General features: G+C 72.4%; 15 protein-coding genes. 5 read left to right on the top strand and 10 right to left on the bottom strand.

What is annotated here, in order from left to right; all coding sequences use genetic code 11:
* Positions 1-28: 28 nt before the first annotated feature.
* Together ACFYO5_RS00600 and ACFYO5_RS00605 are read left to right on the top strand one after the other, a co-directional pair.
* A complete protein-coding gene (locus tag ACFYO5_RS00600) occupies positions 29-838 on the top strand; it encodes an NAD-dependent epimerase/dehydratase family protein (RefSeq protein ID WP_388702619.1) in 810 nt (269 codons plus the stop codon).
* 242 nt (positions 839-1,080) lie between these two features.
* Positions 1,081-2,277, top strand: a complete 1,197-nt coding sequence (locus tag ACFYO5_RS00605; protein WP_388704663.1) for a TerD family protein — start codon at positions 1,081-1,083, stop codon at positions 2,275-2,277.
* Positions 2,278-2,517: 240 nt separating this feature from the next.
* On the opposite strand, the gene ACFYO5_RS00610 is transcribed toward ACFYO5_RS00605, so the two are convergent.
* From ACFYO5_RS00610 to ACFYO5_RS00630, 5 genes are all read right to left on the bottom strand, one after another.
* Entirely contained in the window at positions 2,518-3,090 is a 573-nt protein-coding gene (locus ACFYO5_RS00610) for a TetR/AcrR family transcriptional regulator (RefSeq protein WP_388702621.1), read from the bottom strand.
* 68 nt (positions 3,091-3,158) lie between these two features.
* Complete coding sequence (locus ACFYO5_RS00615) at positions 3,159-4,175, bottom strand: 1-aminocyclopropane-1-carboxylate deaminase (protein WP_388702623.1); 1,017 nt, start codon at positions 4,173-4,175, stop codon at positions 3,159-3,161.
* Between the two features lie 19 nt (positions 4,176-4,194).
* The gene (locus tag ACFYO5_RS00620) at positions 4,195-4,848 is read right to left on the bottom strand and encodes a GntR family transcriptional regulator (protein ID WP_388702624.1); all 654 of its coding nucleotides are present in this window, start codon (positions 4,846-4,848) and stop codon (positions 4,195-4,197) included.
* Positions 4,849-5,013: 165 nt separating this feature from the next.
* Complete coding sequence (locus ACFYO5_RS00625; RefSeq protein ID WP_388702626.1) at positions 5,014-6,507, bottom strand: alkaline phosphatase PhoX; 1,494 nt, start codon at positions 6,505-6,507, stop codon at positions 5,014-5,016.
* A 203-nt stretch (positions 6,508-6,710) separates the two neighbouring features.
* A complete protein-coding gene (locus ACFYO5_RS00630; protein WP_388702628.1) occupies positions 6,711-8,138 on the bottom strand; it encodes a hypothetical protein in 1,428 nt (475 codons plus the stop codon).
* Positions 8,139-8,388: 250 nt separating this feature from the next.
* Between ACFYO5_RS00630 and ACFYO5_RS00635 the strand changes: the two genes are divergently transcribed.
* Entirely contained in the window at positions 8,389-10,215 is a 1,827-nt protein-coding gene (locus tag ACFYO5_RS00635; protein WP_388702629.1) for an endonuclease/exonuclease/phosphatase family protein, read from the top strand.
* Between the two features lie 172 nt (positions 10,216-10,387).
* On the opposite strand, the gene ACFYO5_RS00640 is transcribed toward ACFYO5_RS00635, so the two are convergent.
* Positions 10,388-10,921 carry a DUF3618 domain-containing protein gene (locus ACFYO5_RS00640; protein WP_388702630.1) on the bottom strand — a complete coding sequence of 178 codons (534 nt, stop codon included), beginning with the start codon at positions 10,919-10,921 and terminating at the stop codon, positions 10,388-10,390.
* Complete coding sequence (locus tag ACFYO5_RS00645; RefSeq protein WP_356568055.1) at positions 10,918-11,337, bottom strand: phage holin family protein; 420 nt, start codon at positions 11,335-11,337, stop codon at positions 10,918-10,920. The genes ACFYO5_RS00640 and ACFYO5_RS00645 overlap by 4 nt, the downstream gene beginning before the upstream one ends.
* 163 nt (positions 11,338-11,500) lie before the next feature.
* Between ACFYO5_RS00645 and dapA the strand changes: the two genes are divergently transcribed.
* On the top strand, positions 11,501-12,433 hold the full coding sequence (dapA, locus tag ACFYO5_RS00650) for a 4-hydroxy-tetrahydrodipicolinate synthase (protein ID WP_388702631.1): 933 nt from the start codon (positions 11,501-11,503) through the stop codon (positions 12,431-12,433).
* 57 nt (positions 12,434-12,490) lie between these two features.
* Here dapA and dapD read toward each other — a convergent pair whose 3' ends face one another.
* Entirely contained in the window at positions 12,491-13,474 is a 984-nt protein-coding gene (gene dapD, locus ACFYO5_RS00655) for a 2,3,4,5-tetrahydropyridine-2,6-dicarboxylate N-succinyltransferase (protein ID WP_388702633.1), read from the bottom strand.
* A gap of 626 nt (positions 13,475-14,100) precedes the next feature.
* Between dapD and ACFYO5_RS00660 the strand changes: the two genes are divergently transcribed.
* Positions 14,101-14,937, top strand: a complete 837-nt coding sequence (locus ACFYO5_RS00660) for an AbfB domain-containing protein (protein WP_388702634.1) — start codon at positions 14,101-14,103, stop codon at positions 14,935-14,937.
* 94 nt (positions 14,938-15,031) lie between these two features.
* Here the strand turns inward: ACFYO5_RS00660 and ACFYO5_RS00665 are convergent, their stop codons facing one another.
* Together ACFYO5_RS00665 and sufU are read right to left on the bottom strand one after the other, a co-directional pair.
* Positions 15,032-15,364 (bottom strand): metal-sulfur cluster assembly factor, encoded by a 333-nt coding sequence (locus tag ACFYO5_RS00665; RefSeq protein ID WP_086772100.1) that lies wholly within the window; start codon positions 15,362-15,364, stop codon positions 15,032-15,034.
* Positions 15,361-15,831 (bottom strand): Fe-S cluster assembly sulfur transfer protein SufU, encoded by a 471-nt coding sequence (gene sufU / locus ACFYO5_RS00670; RefSeq protein WP_356568046.1) that lies wholly within the window; start codon positions 15,829-15,831, stop codon positions 15,361-15,363. The genes ACFYO5_RS00665 and sufU overlap by 4 nt, the downstream gene beginning before the upstream one ends.
* Between the last annotated feature and the right edge of the window lie 9 nt (positions 15,832-15,840).

The following is a 15,840-nucleotide window of genomic DNA, read 5'->3' on the forward strand; positions in this document are numbered from 1 at the left end:
GACCCCGTCGCCCCAAGGAGACCCGAGGATGCCCGCTCCGCGCACCGTCCTGCTCACCGGCGCCGCCGGAGGCCTCGGCACCCTGATGCGGGAGCTGCTGCCCGCGTACGGCTACGAGCTGCGCCTGCTGGACCTGCGGCCGATCGAGGGCGAGCCGGACGCGATCGTCGCCGACCTCGCCGACCGGGACGCCGTCCGGGAGGCCGTGCGGGGCGTCGACGCGATCATCCACCTCGCGGGCATCTCCCTGGAAGCCCCCTTCGAGAAGATCCTCGGCGCGAACATCGTCGGCACCCACCACCTGTACGAGGCCGCCCGTGAGGAGGGCGTGCGACGCGTCGTCTTCGCCTCCTCCAACCACGCGGTGGGCTTCACCCCGCGCCCCCAGGGCGACGACCCCCTCATCCCCGTCGAGACCCCGCACCGCCCGGACACCTTCTACGGCCTGTCCAAGGCCTTCGGCGAGGACCTCGCCCAGTTCTACTGGGACAAGCACGGCCTGGAGAGCGTGTCCGTGCGCATCGGCTCCTGCTTCCCCGAGCCGACCAGTGTGCGGATGCTGTCGGTGTGGATGAGCCCGGCCGACGGCGCCCGCCTCTTCCACGCCGCGCTCACCGCCGAGGACGTCGGCCACACGGTCGTCCACGGTTCCTCCGCCAACACCCGGCTGTGGTGGGACCTGACCAGCGCGCGGGCGCTCGGCTACGAACCGCGGGACGACTCCGAGCCGTACGCCGAGAAGCTGATCGCCGAGCAGGGCGAGCTGGACCCCGAGAACATCGCGCACGCCCACCTCGGCGGCCACTTCGTCAGCGACCCGCCGATCTGGCCGTACTGACACCCCCGCGGGAGCACCGCGGCGGCGGGCGGGCACCGAACGGACCCGCCCACCGCCGGGTACGGTCGTCCGCGCGCCGGCCGTCTCCGGCGCCGCGGTCGCGCGGGTCCTCGACCGGCTCACGGCGGGCCAGGACCGCGCATGCGCGGTCGCGCCACGAGGGTTTCCCGGGGGGCGGGAAGAAGCCGTCGAAAGTAAGGGAACGGCAAAACGGCCTCGCTCGTTCACCCGACATGACAGCTATGACCCCCGGCTCGAACATCCCCCTCCCCGTCACCCGCGTGGCGGTGGACGTCGCCGCCCCCGTGCGCCTCGACGTTTCGGGCCTGCTGCTCACCGCCGACGGCAAGGTGCGCTCCGACGACGACTTCATCTTCTACAACCAGCCGGCCGGCCCCGGCGTGACCTACCGCTCCGGCGGCGGCTCGGCCCCGGACGCGATCATCGTCGACACCTCGGCGCTGCCCCCCGGCATCGAGAAGATCGTCGTCACCGCGAGCCCGGACGCCGCGGGCCAGACCTTCCGGGGCATCGAACCGACGGCCACCGTCCGCGGCGCGGACGACAACACCGTGCTGGCCACGTTCACGCCGCCGCGGCTGGGCGGCGAGACGGCCCTGGTCGTCGTGGAGATCTACCTGCGCAACGGCGTCTGGAAGGCCCGCGCGGTCGGCCAGGGGTACACCAACGGCCTGGCCGGCATCGCCACCGACTTCGGCGTCTCGGTGGAGGAGCCCGCGGCGGCCGCCCCGGCCCGGCCGGCCACCCCGCCCATGCCCACCACGCAGCCCGCGGTCACCCCGCCCGCCCCGCCGATGGCCGCCCCGCCCGCTCCCCCGGCACCGCCCGCCCCCGGCGCCGGGAAGATCAACCTGGACAAGGGCCGTGTCAACCTCCAGAAGAACCAGACCGTCTCCCTGGTGAAGGGCGGCAGCCCGCTGCTCTCGCAGGTCAAGATGGGGCTCGGCTGGGAGCCGGCGTACCGCGGCAAGGACATCGACCTGGACGCGTCCGTGATCGCCTACGGCCCCCAGCGCAACCACGTCGACAGCTGCTACTTCGGCAAGCTCTCCATCGTCAACGGCGCGATCAAGCACTCCGGCGACAACCTCACCGGTGAGGGCGGCGGCGACGACGAGGTGATCACCGTCGACCTGGGGCGACTGCCGCAGGACGTCACGGGTCTGGTCTTCACGGTCAACTCGTTCTCGGGGCAGAAGTTCACCGAGGTCGCCAAGGCGTACTGCCGGCTGCTGGACGCCGCGACCGGTGAGGAGCTGGTCCGCTTCGACCTGACCGGCGCCGAGCCGCAGACGGGCGTGATGATGGCCAAGCTGATCCGTCAGTTCACCGGCGAGTGGGAGATGACGGCCATGGGCGATTTCGTCAAGGCCCGCACGGTACGGAACATGGTGAAGCCGGCGGCGCAGTCGCTCTGACCTCCGGGCCCTCCCGGCCCCCACGACGCGCGTGGGCGCCCCTCCGGCAGGGGCGCCCACCGCCGGCCGTCCGACAGCCACCACGCTCACGACTCACGGCTCACGACTCACGACTCACGGCTCGCGGCTCACGGCTCAGGACTCACGGCTCGCGGCTCACGGCTCAGGACTCACGGCTCACGGCTCACGGCTCAGGACTCACGGCTCAGGACTCACGGCTCAGGACTCGCGGCTCGCGGCTCACCGCGCGGGGCCAAGCCCCTCCGTCATCAGCGACACGTACCGCCGGATGCCGCTCCCGCCCCCGTTCGCCAGCTCCGCCGCCGTCGCCACACCGTGCGCCAGCCGCAGCACCTCGACGGGTTCGACGTCCGCCCGCAGCGTCCCCTCCCGCTGCGCCGCCTCGACCAGCCGGGTCGCCGCGCCCTGCACGGTCGTACCGCAGGCCGTGACCGCCGCGATGCCGCCGTCGGTGACGGCGGACCCCATCAGCGCCTTCATGCCGCGGACCTGGATCGTGCCGACGCACAGCTCGTTCAGCCACTCCACCAGCGCCTCGCCCGGCGGCAGCCGCGCGGCGAGTTCGTCCGCGCGCACGGCGAACGCCTCGATCCGGTCGACGTACGCCGCCTCCAGCAGCGCCTGCCGCGTGGGGAAGTGCCGGTACAGCGTGCCGGAGCCGACCCCCGCCCGCTTGGCGATGTCGTCGAGGGACGCGCCCTCCCCATGCTCGGCGAAGGCCTCGGTCGCCGCCTTCAGCAACCGCTCGTAGTTGCGGCGAGCGTCCGCACGCATGGGCTTGACCTGCGTCATCGGGTCACTCCTGGCCAGTCGGGGACTCCCCCCGATTTTAGCGAGGACCGACGTGCCGCCGTCCAGGCTCAGAACAGCGCGCTGTAGGCGTTCAGCGCCGGCTGGCCGCCCAGGTGGGCGTAGAGCACGGTCGCGTCGCGGCCGATCTCACCGCGCCCGACCAGGTCGACGAGTCCGGCCATCGACTTCCCCTCGTAGACGGGGTCGGTGACCATGCCCTCGGTCCGCGCGGCGAGTCGCATGGCCTCCAGGGTGACCTCGTCGGGGACGCCGTAGACACCGGCGTGGTACCGCTCGTCCAGTTCGACGTCCGACTCCGTCAACTCCCTGTTCACCCCGATGAGTCGCCCGGTGCGCTGGGCGATGCGGGCGATCTGCGTCCGGGTCTCGGCGGGCTTGGCGGAGGCGTCGACGCCGATGACGCGCCGGGGCCGTCCGCCCCCCTCCTCCAGCGCCGCGAACCCGGCGACCATGCCGGCCTGCGTCGACCCGGTCACCGAGCACACCAGCACGGTGTCGAAGAAGACGCCCAGGTCCCGCTCCTGCTCGGCGACCTCATAGGCCCATCCGGCGAAGCCCAGCCCGCCGAGCGGATGGTCGGAGGCCCCGGCCGGGATGGCGTACGGCTTGCCACCGGACTCCTCGACCTCCCGGAGCGCCAGTTCCCAGCTCTCCTTGAAGCCGATCCCGAACCCGGCCCGCACCAGCCGGACATCGGCCCCCGCGAGGCGGCTGACCAGGATGTTGCCGACCTTGTCGTACACCGGGTCGGGCCAGTCCACCCAGCTCTCCTGGACCAGCACGCACCTGAGCCCGGCACGGGCCGCGCAGGCCGCGACCTGCCGGGTGTGGTTGGACTGCACACCGCCGATCGACACCAGGGTGTCGCAGCCCCGCGCGAGGGCGTCGGCGATCAGGTACTCCAGCTTGCGGGTCTTGTTCCCGCCGTACGCGACACCGGAGTTGCAGTCCTCCCGCTTCGCCCACAGGGCGGCGCCGCCGAGGTGTTCCGTCAGCCGGTCCAGCGGATGGACGGGCGACGGGCCGAAGAGGAGGGGGTAACGCTCGTACGAGGAAAGGGACATGGCGCCTCCCGAGGCGGAGTCAGTCGTCGTCGGTGCCGGCCAGATCGGCCAGGGTGCGCCAGATCTCAGCCGTGACGTGGACCGCCTCGTCCACGTCACCGGCCGCGCAGGCGGCGATCAGCCGGTCGTGCAGCCCGGCCGAACGGCAGGTGCCGCCCTCGCCGAAGCGCCGTCGCTCCAGCCGCCGGATGAGCGGGGTGTAACGGGCGACGGTGGCGGCGGCCGCGCGGTTGCCGCTCACCCGGACGAGGACGTCGTGCAGGTCGTCGTCCGCGCGCAGCGCGCCCTCGACGTCACCGGCGTCCACGGCGGCGCCGAACCTCTGGTTGGCCGCACGCATCGCCTCGACGTCCGCCGCGAACAGCCGGGGCACCGCCACCCGCGTGACCAGCTCGTGCATGGCGCCCACCACGGCCGCCGCGTCCCGCACGTCACCGGCCACGACCGGAGTCACCTTCGTGTAGCTCTGCGGCTTGGTCTCCAGCAGCCCCTCGTCCACGAGCCGCGCGAACGCCTCCCGAACCGGCGCCCGCGACAGCCCGAGCCGCTCCGCCAGGTCGGCGTCCCGCACCACCGCGCCCGGCTCGATCTCCCCGCCCACGATGGCATCCCGGATCGCCGCGTACGCCCGCTCCCTGAGGAGGGTGCGCGGCACGGGTCGTAGAGGCTCCATGACTGAAATGTTAGATGTCAGTGGCGGGCGGGGGAAGACCGGCAGGCCAAGAGGCCCGCACCGGTCAGGTGCGGGCCTCAGGTCGCTCGGGCGCCGTGGTGGCGGCGGGCTCCTGCACCACCGGACAGGGTCGGCCCGCCGGGTGCGCGCCGGTCGATCGGCCGGTCAGCCGCGCTTCTGCCGCTTCCACGGCCCCGTGATCGCCAGCATGACGCCCGGCTGCTGGATGTTGGCGAACAGGGTCCTCCCGTCGGGAGAGAAGGTGACGCCGGTGAACTCGCTGTACTCGGGCGCCTCCTCGGTGCCGATGTTCAGGTCGTTGCGGGCGATCGGGTAGGTGCGGCCGCTGTCGGTGGCACCGAACAGATGGGAGACGCCCTCACCGTCCTCGGCGATGACGAGTCCGCCGTACGGGGAGACGGTGATGTTGTCGGGGCAGTCGAAGGCGCCGTCGGCCGACGGATCGGGGTTGACGCCGAGGAGGACCTTCAGGGTGAGGGTGCGGCGCCTGGGGTCGTAGAACCAGACCTGGCCGTCGTGCTGGACGGGGCTCTCGGCACGGGCGTACGACGAGACGACGTACGCGCCGCCGTCACCCCACCACATGCCCTCCAGCTTGCGGGCGCGGGTGATCTCGTCGGCGCCGAACTGCTTGCGCACCGCGACCGTCCTGGCGTCGCGGTCGGGCACGTCCACCCAGTCGACGCCGTACACGGTGCCGGTCTTCGTGGCGCGGGAGAGGTCGTCGACGAACTGGCCGCCGGAGTCGAAGCACCTGGGCGCCTGGAGGACGCCGGCGTCGTCGGCGAGGGTACGGAATTGGCCGCGGCCGTGCTCGAAGCCGCGCGGCGGGGTCCAGCGGTAGAACAGGCCGTTGGGGGTCGCGGCGTCCTCGGTGAGGTAGGCGTGGCCGCGCCGCGGGTCGATGACGACGGCCTCGTGGTCGTAACGGCCGAAGAACTTCAGCGGTTTGGGGTCCCGGTTGGCGCGCCGGTCACGGGGGTCGACCTCGAAGACGTAGCCGTGGTCCTTGGTCATGCCGTTGGTGCCGGCCCGGTCGGAGTTCTCCTCGCAGGTCAGCCAGGTGCCCCAGGGGGTGCTGCCGCCCGCGCAGTTGGTGGAGGTGCCGGCGATGCCCACCCACTCGGCGACCTGGCCGCCGGGGCGGACCTCGACGACCGTGCAACCGCCCGAGGCGGCCGGGTCGTAGACGAGGCCCTCGGTGAGCGGCACGGGGTACTTCCAGTTGGCGCGCGGGCCCTTCAGCTCGTGGTTGTTGACGAGGAGGGTGGTGCCGCGCGGGCCGTCGAAGGTGGCCGTGCCGTCGTGGTTGGAGGGGGTGGACTCGCCCGACTCCAGCCTGGTCCTCCCGCTGTAGGTGATGATCCGGTAGTCGAAACCTGCGGGCAGGGCGAGGATGCCGTCCGGGTCGGGGAGCAGCGGTCCGTAGCCGACTCCGCCGTGGTGCGCCGCCGACTCGCGTCCCGCGTTCCGGGCGTCCGCGCCCGCGGCGTCCGCGGTTTCGGTGTCCGCGCTTCCGGTGTCCGTGGACGCGAGGGCGTTCGGTGCGCTGGCGAGCGCGCCGACGCTGCCCGCCAGCGCGACGCCGGCACCGGTTGCCGCGGATTTCCCGGCGAAGTCCCTGCGGGTGAGCGACATGTTGTCTCCTGAGACGCTGGTGTGCCGTGGAGGGTGGCGGACCTCCGTCGGCGCAACCGTCCCCCTCGCCCCTGAACACCGGCTGAACACGGAGCGGCGCCCGGCCGGGCTCCGGGAGAACTACCCGCCCGCGTCGGCGTCACGGCCCGGGAGCGCGCGCGGAACCGCGCACCCGGCCCGCACCCACCCGCACCGGCTCCGGGTCACCCGCCCTGTTGCGAGCGCGCCTTGAACGCGGCCTTGCGGGCCTCCTTGGCGATCCGCTTGTCCGGGTGCAGGCGCCCCATGGCCTCCAGGACGTCGGCGGTGGCCGGGTGTCCGACCCGCCAGGCCGCCGCGAAGAAGCCGCTGTGCTGCTGCGCGAGCCCCTCGACGAGGGCCTGGAGTTCCTCGGAGTTGCCCTCGGCGGCGAGTTGGGCGGCGAGGGTGTCGATGGTGAGCCAGTAGACGAGGTCCTCGGAGGGCGGCGGTACGTCGGTGGCGCCCAGCTCGGTCAGCCAGACCCGGGCGAGCCCGCCGAGTTCGGGGTCGTCGAGGACCTCCCGGACGGCGGGTTCGGCCTGCGCGCCGACCAGGGACAGGGCCTGCTGGCAGCGCAGTCGGCGCAGCGGCGCGCCCTCGTCCGCGCCGCGGGCGGCGGCGAGCAGTTCCCGGGCGGCGGCGAGGGGTTCGCGCCGGTCCAGCCACTGTTCGGTCTCGGCTCGGGCGGCGCGCGGTCCGTAGCCGGAGCTGCCGTCGAGGAGGGCGTCGGCGCCCTTGTCGACGAGGTCGCCGACGGCGGGGGCGTCGAAGCCGGCCTCCAGCAGGCGGGCGCGGAGCCCGTGGAGGCCGAGCGGGGTGAGGCGGACCATGCCGTAGCGGGAGACGTCGGTGTCGTCGAGGGGGGCGGCGGGTTCCTCGTCGGGGTCGCCCATGAGGGCCTCGTCGACGGGCTGGTAGGCGACCAGTCCGATGGGCTCGAGGAGCCGGAACTGGTCGTCGAGACGCATCATGGCGTCGGAGATCTGCTCCAGCATGTCGTTGGTGGGCTCGCCCAGGTCACCGGGGACGATCATGGACGCGGCGAGGGCCGGCAGCGGGACGGGGCCGTCGCCGGGGCCGTCCTCGGTGACGGTGAGCAGGTAGAGGTTGCCGAGCACGCCGTCGAGGAAGGCGGCCTCGCCCTCCGGGTCCCAGTCCAGTCGGGAGAAGTCGATCTCGCCGTTCTCGTCCAGCGCGTCGGCCAGGTCGTCGAGGTCGGGCACGGTCGCGTCGGCGAGGACGGTCTCCAGGGCGGCCAGCCAGACGGCGAGCACGTCGTGCGGGGCGCCCGCGGTGAGCAGGGCGAGGTCCTCGCCGGCGGTGACGGTGCCGGCCTCCTCGTCGGTGATCTCGACGAGTCCCGCGTCCACGGCGACCCGCCAGGCCTCACTGGCGTGGGCGGCGGCGTCGTCCCCGGTGAGACCGAGGAGTTCGGCGGCGGCCGGCAGCTGCTCGTCGACGAGTCCGCCGCCGGTGTCGACACGGGTGTCGGGTCCGGCCCAGCGGGCGAGGCGGGCGGCCCGGGAGAGCAACGGCGTGGACAGCGCGTCGCGCGCCAGCTCCGCTTCGGGGTGCAGCCGCACCGGCGGCAGGGGGGAGCTGTCTGACATCGGCTGTTCTCCTCGGACGCGTGGTGCCACTCAGTCGCTCAGCCTAGACGGATTTGGACCCATGCCGCCCGGTTCACCTTCCGGTCAGGTCTCGTACCTGGCCGAAACCTTGACAACTGGGCGGGCCAGGCTGGAGATTGACGCGCGTAGAAGTTGGGGGGACAGGTGTTCACCGGTTTCTACGCGCGTCACCCGCGCCCCACGTCTCACCCTCGTCCCGGCGCTCATGTACGTCCCCGGAGGGAATCCCTTGCCCAGCAGGTCTTCCGCGCGCCTCGCCGCGCTCATCGTCGCCGCCGTCTGCTCCGCCGCGTCGGGTGTCGTCGTCGCCTCGCCCGCGCACGCCGACTCGGTGCGCATCCACGACATCCAGGGCACCACCCGCATCTCGCCGTACGCCGGCAAGCAGGTCACGGACGTGACCGGAATCGTCACCGGCGTGCGCGCCTACGGCTCGTCCAGGGGCTTCTGGATCCAGGATCCGAACCCGGACGCCGACCCGGCCACCAGTGAGGGCGTCTTCGTCTTCACCAGCTCGGTCCCGAAGGTCGCCGTCGGGGACGCGGTCAGCGTCTCCGGCACGGTCTCGGAGTTCGTGCCCGGCGGCACCTCGTCCGGCAACCAGGCCGTGACGGAGATCGTCCGTCCGACGGTGACCGTGGTCTCCGCCGGCAACGTGGTCCCGGCGGCGACGGTCGTCGACGCCAAGTCGGTGCCGGCGGCGTACGCCCCGTCCGGCGACGCCGCCGCGAACAACTCGATCAATGCCCTCACCCTGCGGCCCGGCACCTACGCCCTGGACCGCTACGAGTCCCTGGAGGGCATGAACGTCCAGGTCTCCGACGTCCGCGTGGTCGGCGCCTCCGACCCGTACACCGAGCTGTGGGTCACGGTGAAGCCGTGGGAGAACCGCAACCGCCGCGGCGGCACGGTCTACGGCTCCTACGACGCCCAGAACACCGGCCGGCTCCAGATCCAGTCGCTCGGCGCCGTCGCCGACTTCCCGGCGGCGAACGTCGGCGACAAGCTGGCCGGCGCCACGGCGGGCCCGCTGGACTACAACCAGTTCGGCGGTTACACCGTCGTCGCCAACCGGATCGGCACGCTCAGGAGCGCCGGTGTGGAGCGGGAGACGACGGAGAAGCAGAAGAACGGCGAGCTGGCGGTCGCGACGTACAACGTCGAGAACCTCGACCCGTCCGACGCCACGTTCGCCGACCACGCCGCCGCCATCGTGAACAACCTCAAGTCCCCCGACGTCGTGTCCCTGGAGGAGATCCAGGACAACAACGGCGCGACGAACGACGGTACGGTGGCCGCCGACCGGACGGTGACCAAGCTGATCGACGCGATCGTCGCGGCGGGCGGTCCCCGCTACGACTGGCGCTCGATCGACCCGGCGAACAACACCGACGGCGGCGAGCCGGGCGGAAACATCCGCCAGGTGTTCCTCTTCAACCCGGAGCGGGTCTCCTTCACCGACCGCGCGGGCGGCGACGCCACCACCGCGGCCGGCGTCACCGAGGTGCGCGGCAGGGCGGCCCTGACCGTCTCCCCCGGCCGGATCGACCCGGCGAACGCGGCCTGGAACTCCAGCCGCAAGCCGCTGGTCGGCGAGTTCGTCTTCCGCGGCCGGACGGTCTTCGTGATCGCCAACCACTTCAACTCCAAGGGCGGCGACCAGGGGCTGACCGCGCAGTACCAGCCGGTGCCGCGCAGCTCGGAGGTCCAGCGCCACCAGCAGGCGACGCTGGTCAACGCCTTCGTCAAGGACATCCTCGACACCCAGAAGAACGCGGACGTCATCGCGCTCGGCGACATCAACGACTTCGAGTTCTCCGGGACCGCGAAGCTCCTCGAGGGTGACGGCGAACTGTGGTCGGCGGTCAAGTCGCTGCCCCGCAGCGAGCGTTACTCGTACGTCTACCAGGGCAACAGCCAGGTCCTCGACCAGATCCTGGTCAGCCCGTCGATCCGGCGCGGCTGCGACTTCGAGTACGACAGCGTGCACATCAACTCGGAGTTCCACGACCAGATCAGCGACCACGACCCGCAGGTGCTGCGGTTCAAGCCGTGACCGTGTGAGCGGTTGACGTCACTGGTGCAGTTCGCGGGCGGACACGGCCGGCGGCTCAGCCTCGGGCCGCGTCTCGGTCCCGGCCCGCGCGGACAGCAAAGGACCCGGCACCCGAGGGGGTGCCGGGTCCAGAACCCGCCGAGGGTGGGCTGCCGGTGGTCTCGGCTGTCGGCTAGCGTGCGGCCCGTCGGCGGCCGAGCACTCCGGCGGTCACGATCACCGCGCCCGCCACGGCGGCGATCATCACCGGCCGCGGGTGCCGTACGACGAACCGGACCGGTGCGCGCAGTGGCGCCGGGACGGTGCGCTCCGCGCGGGACGCCGTGTCCTGGGGGTCCGTCTCGATGTGCGCGCCCTTGTCCTGGAGCTGGTGCCGGGTCTCCATGACCCGGGTCCGGGCCGTGTGCCCGACGTGGCCCGCCTTGTCCTGGACGGTGTGCCCGGCGTCCTTCGCCCTCTCCTGGACCGTGTGGCCCGCGCGGCCGGCCCGTTCCTGGACCGTGTGGCCCGCCTGGGCCGCCGTGCTGCGGAGCTGTACCGTCATCGCGCCCGCGCGGTCCCTGAGGTCGGCCGCGCGGGCCTTGGCCCGACCGCGGAGGTCCGTCTTCGCCGCCAGCTCCTCGACCGTGCTGCCGAGCTGACTCCTGGTCTGTGCGATCTGCTTGCGCAGTTCCGCCGCACCGTCCGCGGCTGCCCTGTCCGTCATCGGTGCGCCCTTTCCCTGATCTCCTCGACGTCGGCCTTGACGCTGCCGAGAGCGGCCTCGGGGGTGGGGGGCGAGGCCTTCCGAAGCTGGCTGCGCCCGGTCGCGCCCAGGACGGCGGCGATCACGAACAGCACCGCCGTCACGATCAGCGCCGCGGCCCAGACCGGCAGCACCAGCGAGAGGGCGGCGACGCCGGTGCCGGCGAGGGCGAGCAGACCGGCGTACGCGAACGCGCCCGCGGCCCCGAGCATGCCACCGCCGCGACCGGCGCGGCGTCCCTTCTCGGCCAGCTCCTCCTTGGCGAGGGCCATCTCCTGCCGGACGAGCAGGGAGAGTTGTTCGCTCGCCTGTCCGACGAGTTCTCCGACCGTGCGGTGCCCGTCGTGGACGGGCCGGGTCTCCGTGGTCCCGGTCACGTGTCCGCCTCCTCTCGGTTGTGGTGACCCGAGTACCCGCACGGTCGGCGGCTACCCTCCGCGGGAGACGGCGGGCTCGCGCGACGACGTCACAGCGATGCTTATCCGTATCGCGTAGCTGATTTAAGTGGAGCTTCACGATCGTGGGGCCGAGACTGCTCCCATGACGAACCCAGCCTCCACGAAGCCGCCCTCCACGAACGCGGCCTCCCCCGCCGCTCCCTTCGGCCGCGCGCTCTGCGCGATGGTCACGCCCTTCACCGCGTCCGGGGCGCTCGACACCGACGGCGCGCGGCGGCTCGCGGCGCACCTCGTGGCGGAGGGCTGCGACGGGCTCGTGCTGTCCGGTACGACGGGCGAGTCGCCGACCACCACGGACGCCGAGAAGGCGGAGCTGGTACGGGCGGTGCGGGCCGCGGTCGGCGACGGCGTCCCGGTGGTGGCGGGCGTGGGCACCGCCGACACCCGGCACACCGTCCGACTGGCCCTCGACGCCGAGAAGGCGGGCGCCGACGGGATACTGGTGGTCGGCCCCTACTACAGCCGCCCTCCGCAGGACGCCCTGGAGGCGCACTTCCGCGAGGTCGCCGACGCGTCCGGGCTGCCGGTCCTGCTCTACGACATCCCGGGCCGCACCGGCGTCCGCATCGAGCCGGAGACGCTGATCCGGCTCGCGGACCATCCCCGGATCGTGGGCGTCAAGGACTGCTCCTACGACCTGCTCGGCACCCAGAAGGTGCTCGCCCGCACCCAGTTGGCCTACTACGCCGGCTGCGACGAACAGATCCTCGCCCTGTACGCGGTGGGCGCGGCCGGCTACGTCAGTACGGTCGCGAACGTCGTACCCCGCCGGCTCCGGGCCGTCCTCGACACCTTCGACACCGGCGACACGGGCGGGGCCGCGCTCCTCCAGCGGCGCGCCATGGAACTCATCGAGTCGATGATGGCCTCCGGGCTGCCCGGCACGGTCACCGCCAAGGCGCTGCTGGGGGAACTCGGACTGCCGGCCGGGCCCGTCCGGGCACCGCTGCGGCCCGCCGGCCGCGGGACGGTCGACGGACTGCTGGCGGCGTACCGGGCGTACGTGGACGCCTAGGGGCCGGGGCCCGGCGGCGCGGAGGTCCGCGGTGCGGGCCCCGGCCCGGCGGCGCGATCAGTTGTGGCTGTGCAGGATCTCGTTGAGGCCGCCCCACACCGCGTTGTTCGGGCGGGCCTCCACCGTGCCGGTGACCGAGTTGCGGCGGAACAGGATGTTGGAGGCGCCGGAGAGTTCGCGGGCCTTGACGATCTGGCCGTCGGGCATCGTCACGCGGGTGCCCGCGGTGACGTAGAGGCCGGCCTCCACCACGCATTCGTCGCCGAGGGCGATGCCGACGCCGGCCTCGGCGCCGATCAGGCAGCGCTCGCCGATGGCGATGATCACGTTGCCGCCGCCGGAGAGCGTGCCCATCGTGGAGGCGCCGCCGCCGATGTCCGAGCCGTCGCCCACGATGACGCCCGCCGAGATACGGCCCTCGACCATCGACGTGCCGAGGGTGCCGGCGTTGAAGTTCACGAAGCCCTCGTGCATGACCGTCGTGCCCTCGGACAGGTGCGCGCCCAGGCGGACACGGTCCGCGTCGGCGATGCGGACGCCCTTCGGCGCCACGTAGTCCGTCATGCGCGGGAACTTGTCGATCGACGTCACCTGAAGGTGCAGGCCCTCGGCGCGGGCGTTCAGGCGGACCTTCTCGATGTCGTCCACGGCGACCGGGCCGAGGGACGTCCAGGCGACGTTGGCGAGCAGGCCGAAGATGCCCTCCAGGCTCTGGCCGTGCGGCCTGACCAGGCGGTGCGAGAGCAGGTGCAGGCGCAGGTAGGCGTCGTGCGTGTCGATCGGCTTGTCGTCGAGGGAGCTGATGACCGTGCGGACCGCGACCACTTCCACGCCCCGGCGGGCGTCCGGGCCGATCGCCTTGGCCGCTCCCTCGCCGAGCAGCTCCACGGCCTTCTCGGCGGACAGGCGCTCCGTGCCGGAGGGGCCGGGCTCGTCGGTGAGACGGGGGGCGGGGAACCAGGTGTCGAGAACGGTGCCGTCGGCGGCGAGGGTGGCGAGGCCGGCGGCCGCGGCGCCGGTGGTGCGAGTGGTGTCGGTCATGAGGGAAACCTAACCGGCGGGGCCGGGTGGAGGCCAACCCGCGAGACCATGTCTCAGGTGGCGGGCGGGATGGCCGGGTGGGCGGTGAAGTGCGCGGAGGTTGCGACCCACCCCAGGGATTCCGGCAGGTGTGGGCTCGACCGACAGGCCCGTGCCCCGACCGACAGGCCCGGACCCGACCGACAGGCCCGAGCCCCGACCGACAAGCCCCGGCCCAACCGCTGAGGCAGGCCCAACCGCTGAGGCAGGCCCAACCGGCCAGGGCAGGCCGGAAGATGGCGGAGAACTACGACCCATCCCGGCGGATCCCGGCAGGCACCGGCAGGCACCGACCCACCCGGCAGGCCTGCCGGGCCGACCTCGGCAGTCCCGGCCGACCTCGGCCGACCTCGGCCGACCCGGCAGGTCCGGCAGGTCCGGTAGGTCCGGCAGGCCCGAGCCGGCCCCGGCCCCGTGACCCACCGTTCCGGTCTCCGCCGACTCGAAAGCGGACTCGGAAACCGTTATAGAAACCGATCACTCAAACGACTGCTCGGGAGTCACACGTTCCACTAATGTTTCACCGTTCACCTACCGGGCCATCGGAGCCGTGTTCGCCCACCCGGGCGCCGCTGGAGGAACAGCGCATGCCAGAGAACAAGTCCCGGCCTCCGCAGGAGCATCCCTGGGAGAACGGCTGGGCCCCGGACACCTGCCGGGCACCCGGAACGCGACGGCTGTGGCTGGCCGGCGCTCTCGCCGTCGCCACCGTCGTGGCCTGTGTCGCCACCATCTCGCTCACCGACAACCGTCCTGACGCGAGGTCGGACGCCCGCGACGGCGTGACCACCTCCGACAAGGAGACCTCGTCGGGGCTGATCTCGTTCGCCTCGCCCTCGGTGAGCGGCACCCCCTCGGCGTCGGCCACGAAGGACAGCGCTTCGCCGTCCGCGTCGGCCTCCCCCTCTTCCTCACCGTCGCCGAACGGCGCCTCCTCGCCGCGCCACTCGGCCGCGCCCTCCACGTCGGCCCCGGCCGCCGGGGGCGGTTCCGAACCGAAGCCCGTGACCGTGCGGCGGTCGGTGCAGTCCGTCAACCACCCCGACCGTTACTGGCGGTCGGGCGGCGGCCGGGTGCGGATCGAGGCGGCCGGGGGTGCGGAGTTCCGCGAGGACGCCACCTTCACCGTCGTGAACGGCCTGGCGGGCGGCTCGTGTCACTCGTTCCGCGCCTCCGACGGCACCTATCTGCGCCACCGCGACTTCGTCCTGCGCTCGGAGCGCGACGACGGCTCCGCACTGTTCCGGCAGGACGCGACCTTCTGCGCCCGCGACTCCTCCTACGGCGCGGTCATGCTGGAGTCGGTGAACTATCCCGGGTACTTCCTGCGTCACCAGGACTTCCAGGTGAAGCTGGAGCGGTATCAGTACGGCGGCCAGTACGCCGCCGACTCCGCCTTCCGGCTGGTGGAGGGGCTGGCCTAGGGGCCGGCAGACGTACGGAACGGAAGAACCGAACAGAAGAACGGCGGCGTCCGCGAGGACGCCGCCGTTCCGGTGCTGCGGGAGCTGAGGGATCTCAGACGTTGAAGCCGAGCGCGCGCAGCTGCTCGCGACCGTCGTCCGTGATCTTGTCCGGGCCCCACGGCGGCATCCAGACCCAGTTGATGCGCAACTCGTTGACCAGGCCGTCCGTGGCGGACTTCGCCTGGTCCTCGATGACATCCGTCAGCGGGCAGGCCGCGGAGGTCAGGGTCATGTCGATCGTCGCGATGTTCGCGTCGTCGATGTGGATGCCGTAGATCAGTCCGAGGTTGACGACGTCGATGCCCAGTTCGGGGTCGACGACGTCGTACAGCGCCTCGCGGACCTCGTCCTCGGAGGCCGGCTTCATCTCAACGGTCTCGCTCATGCCGTCTTCCTTTCGACGTCGGCGTCGGCGCCCAGCGCCTGGGCCGTCGCGTCCTTCCACGCCATCCAGCTGAGGAGGGCGCACTTGACCCGTGCCGGGTACTTGGAGACACCGGCGAACGCGACCGCGTCCTCCAGTACCTCCTCCATCGCGTCGTCCGGCTCGATCCGGCCCTTGGACTGCATCAGCTCCAGGAAGGTCTCCTGGATGCGCCGCGCGTCCGCCAGGTCCTTGCCGACGAGGAGGTCGTTCAGCACGGAGGCGGAGGCCTGGCTGATCGAGCAGCCCTGGCCCTCGTAGGAGACGTCCTCGATCCTCGTGCCGTCGTACCTCACACGCAGCGTGATCTCGTCGCCGCACGTCGGGTTGACGTGGTGCACCTCGGCGTCGCCGTCCCGCAGACCGCGCCCATGAGGGTGCTTGTAGTGATCCAGGATGACTTCCTGGTACATCGAATCCAGCTTCACAGCCAGCCC

The sequence above is a fragment of the Streptomyces sp. NPDC006259 genome (genome assembly GCF_042870975.1).
In the GTDB taxonomy this organism is placed as follows: Bacteria; Actinomycetota; Actinomycetes; order Streptomycetales; family Streptomycetaceae; genus Streptomyces.

Excerpts from the sequence above, each read along its gene's own strand:
- ACFYO5_RS00600 (WP_388702619.1), top strand. The coding sequence starts at position 29 with ATGCCCGCTCCGCGCACCGTCCTGCTCACCGGCGCCGCCGGAGGCCTC.
- ACFYO5_RS00605 (WP_388704663.1), top strand. The coding sequence starts at position 1,081 with ATGACCCCCGGCTCGAACATCCCCCTCCCCGTCACCCGCGTGGCGGTG.
- ACFYO5_RS00610 (WP_388702621.1), bottom strand. The coding sequence starts at position 3,090 with ATGACGCAGGTCAAGCCCATGCGTGCGGACGCTCGCCGCAACTACGAG.
- ACFYO5_RS00615 (WP_388702623.1), bottom strand. The coding sequence starts at position 4,175 with ATGTCCCTTTCCTCGTACGAGCGTTACCCCCTCCTCTTCGGCCCGTCG.
- ACFYO5_RS00620 (WP_388702624.1), bottom strand. The coding sequence starts at position 4,848 with ATGGAGCCTCTACGACCCGTGCCGCGCACCCTCCTCAGGGAGCGGGCG.
- ACFYO5_RS00625 (WP_388702626.1), bottom strand. The coding sequence starts at position 6,507 with ATGTCGCTCACCCGCAGGGACTTCGCCGGGAAATCCGCGGCAACCGGT.
- ACFYO5_RS00630 (WP_388702628.1), bottom strand. The coding sequence starts at position 8,138 with ATGTCAGACAGCTCCCCCCTGCCGCCGGTGCGGCTGCACCCCGAAGCG.
- ACFYO5_RS00640 (WP_388702630.1), bottom strand. The coding sequence starts at position 10,921 with ATGACGGACAGGGCAGCCGCGGACGGTGCGGCGGAACTGCGCAAGCAG.
- dapA (WP_388702631.1), top strand. The coding sequence starts at position 11,501 with ATGACGAACCCAGCCTCCACGAAGCCGCCCTCCACGAACGCGGCCTCC.
- dapD (WP_388702633.1), bottom strand. The coding sequence starts at position 13,474 with ATGACCGACACCACTCGCACCACCGGCGCCGCGGCCGCCGGCCTCGCC.
- ACFYO5_RS00660 (WP_388702634.1), top strand. The coding sequence starts at position 14,101 with ATGCCAGAGAACAAGTCCCGGCCTCCGCAGGAGCATCCCTGGGAGAAC.
- ACFYO5_RS00665 (WP_086772100.1), bottom strand. The coding sequence starts at position 15,364 with ATGAGCGAGACCGTTGAGATGAAGCCGGCCTCCGAGGACGAGGTCCGC.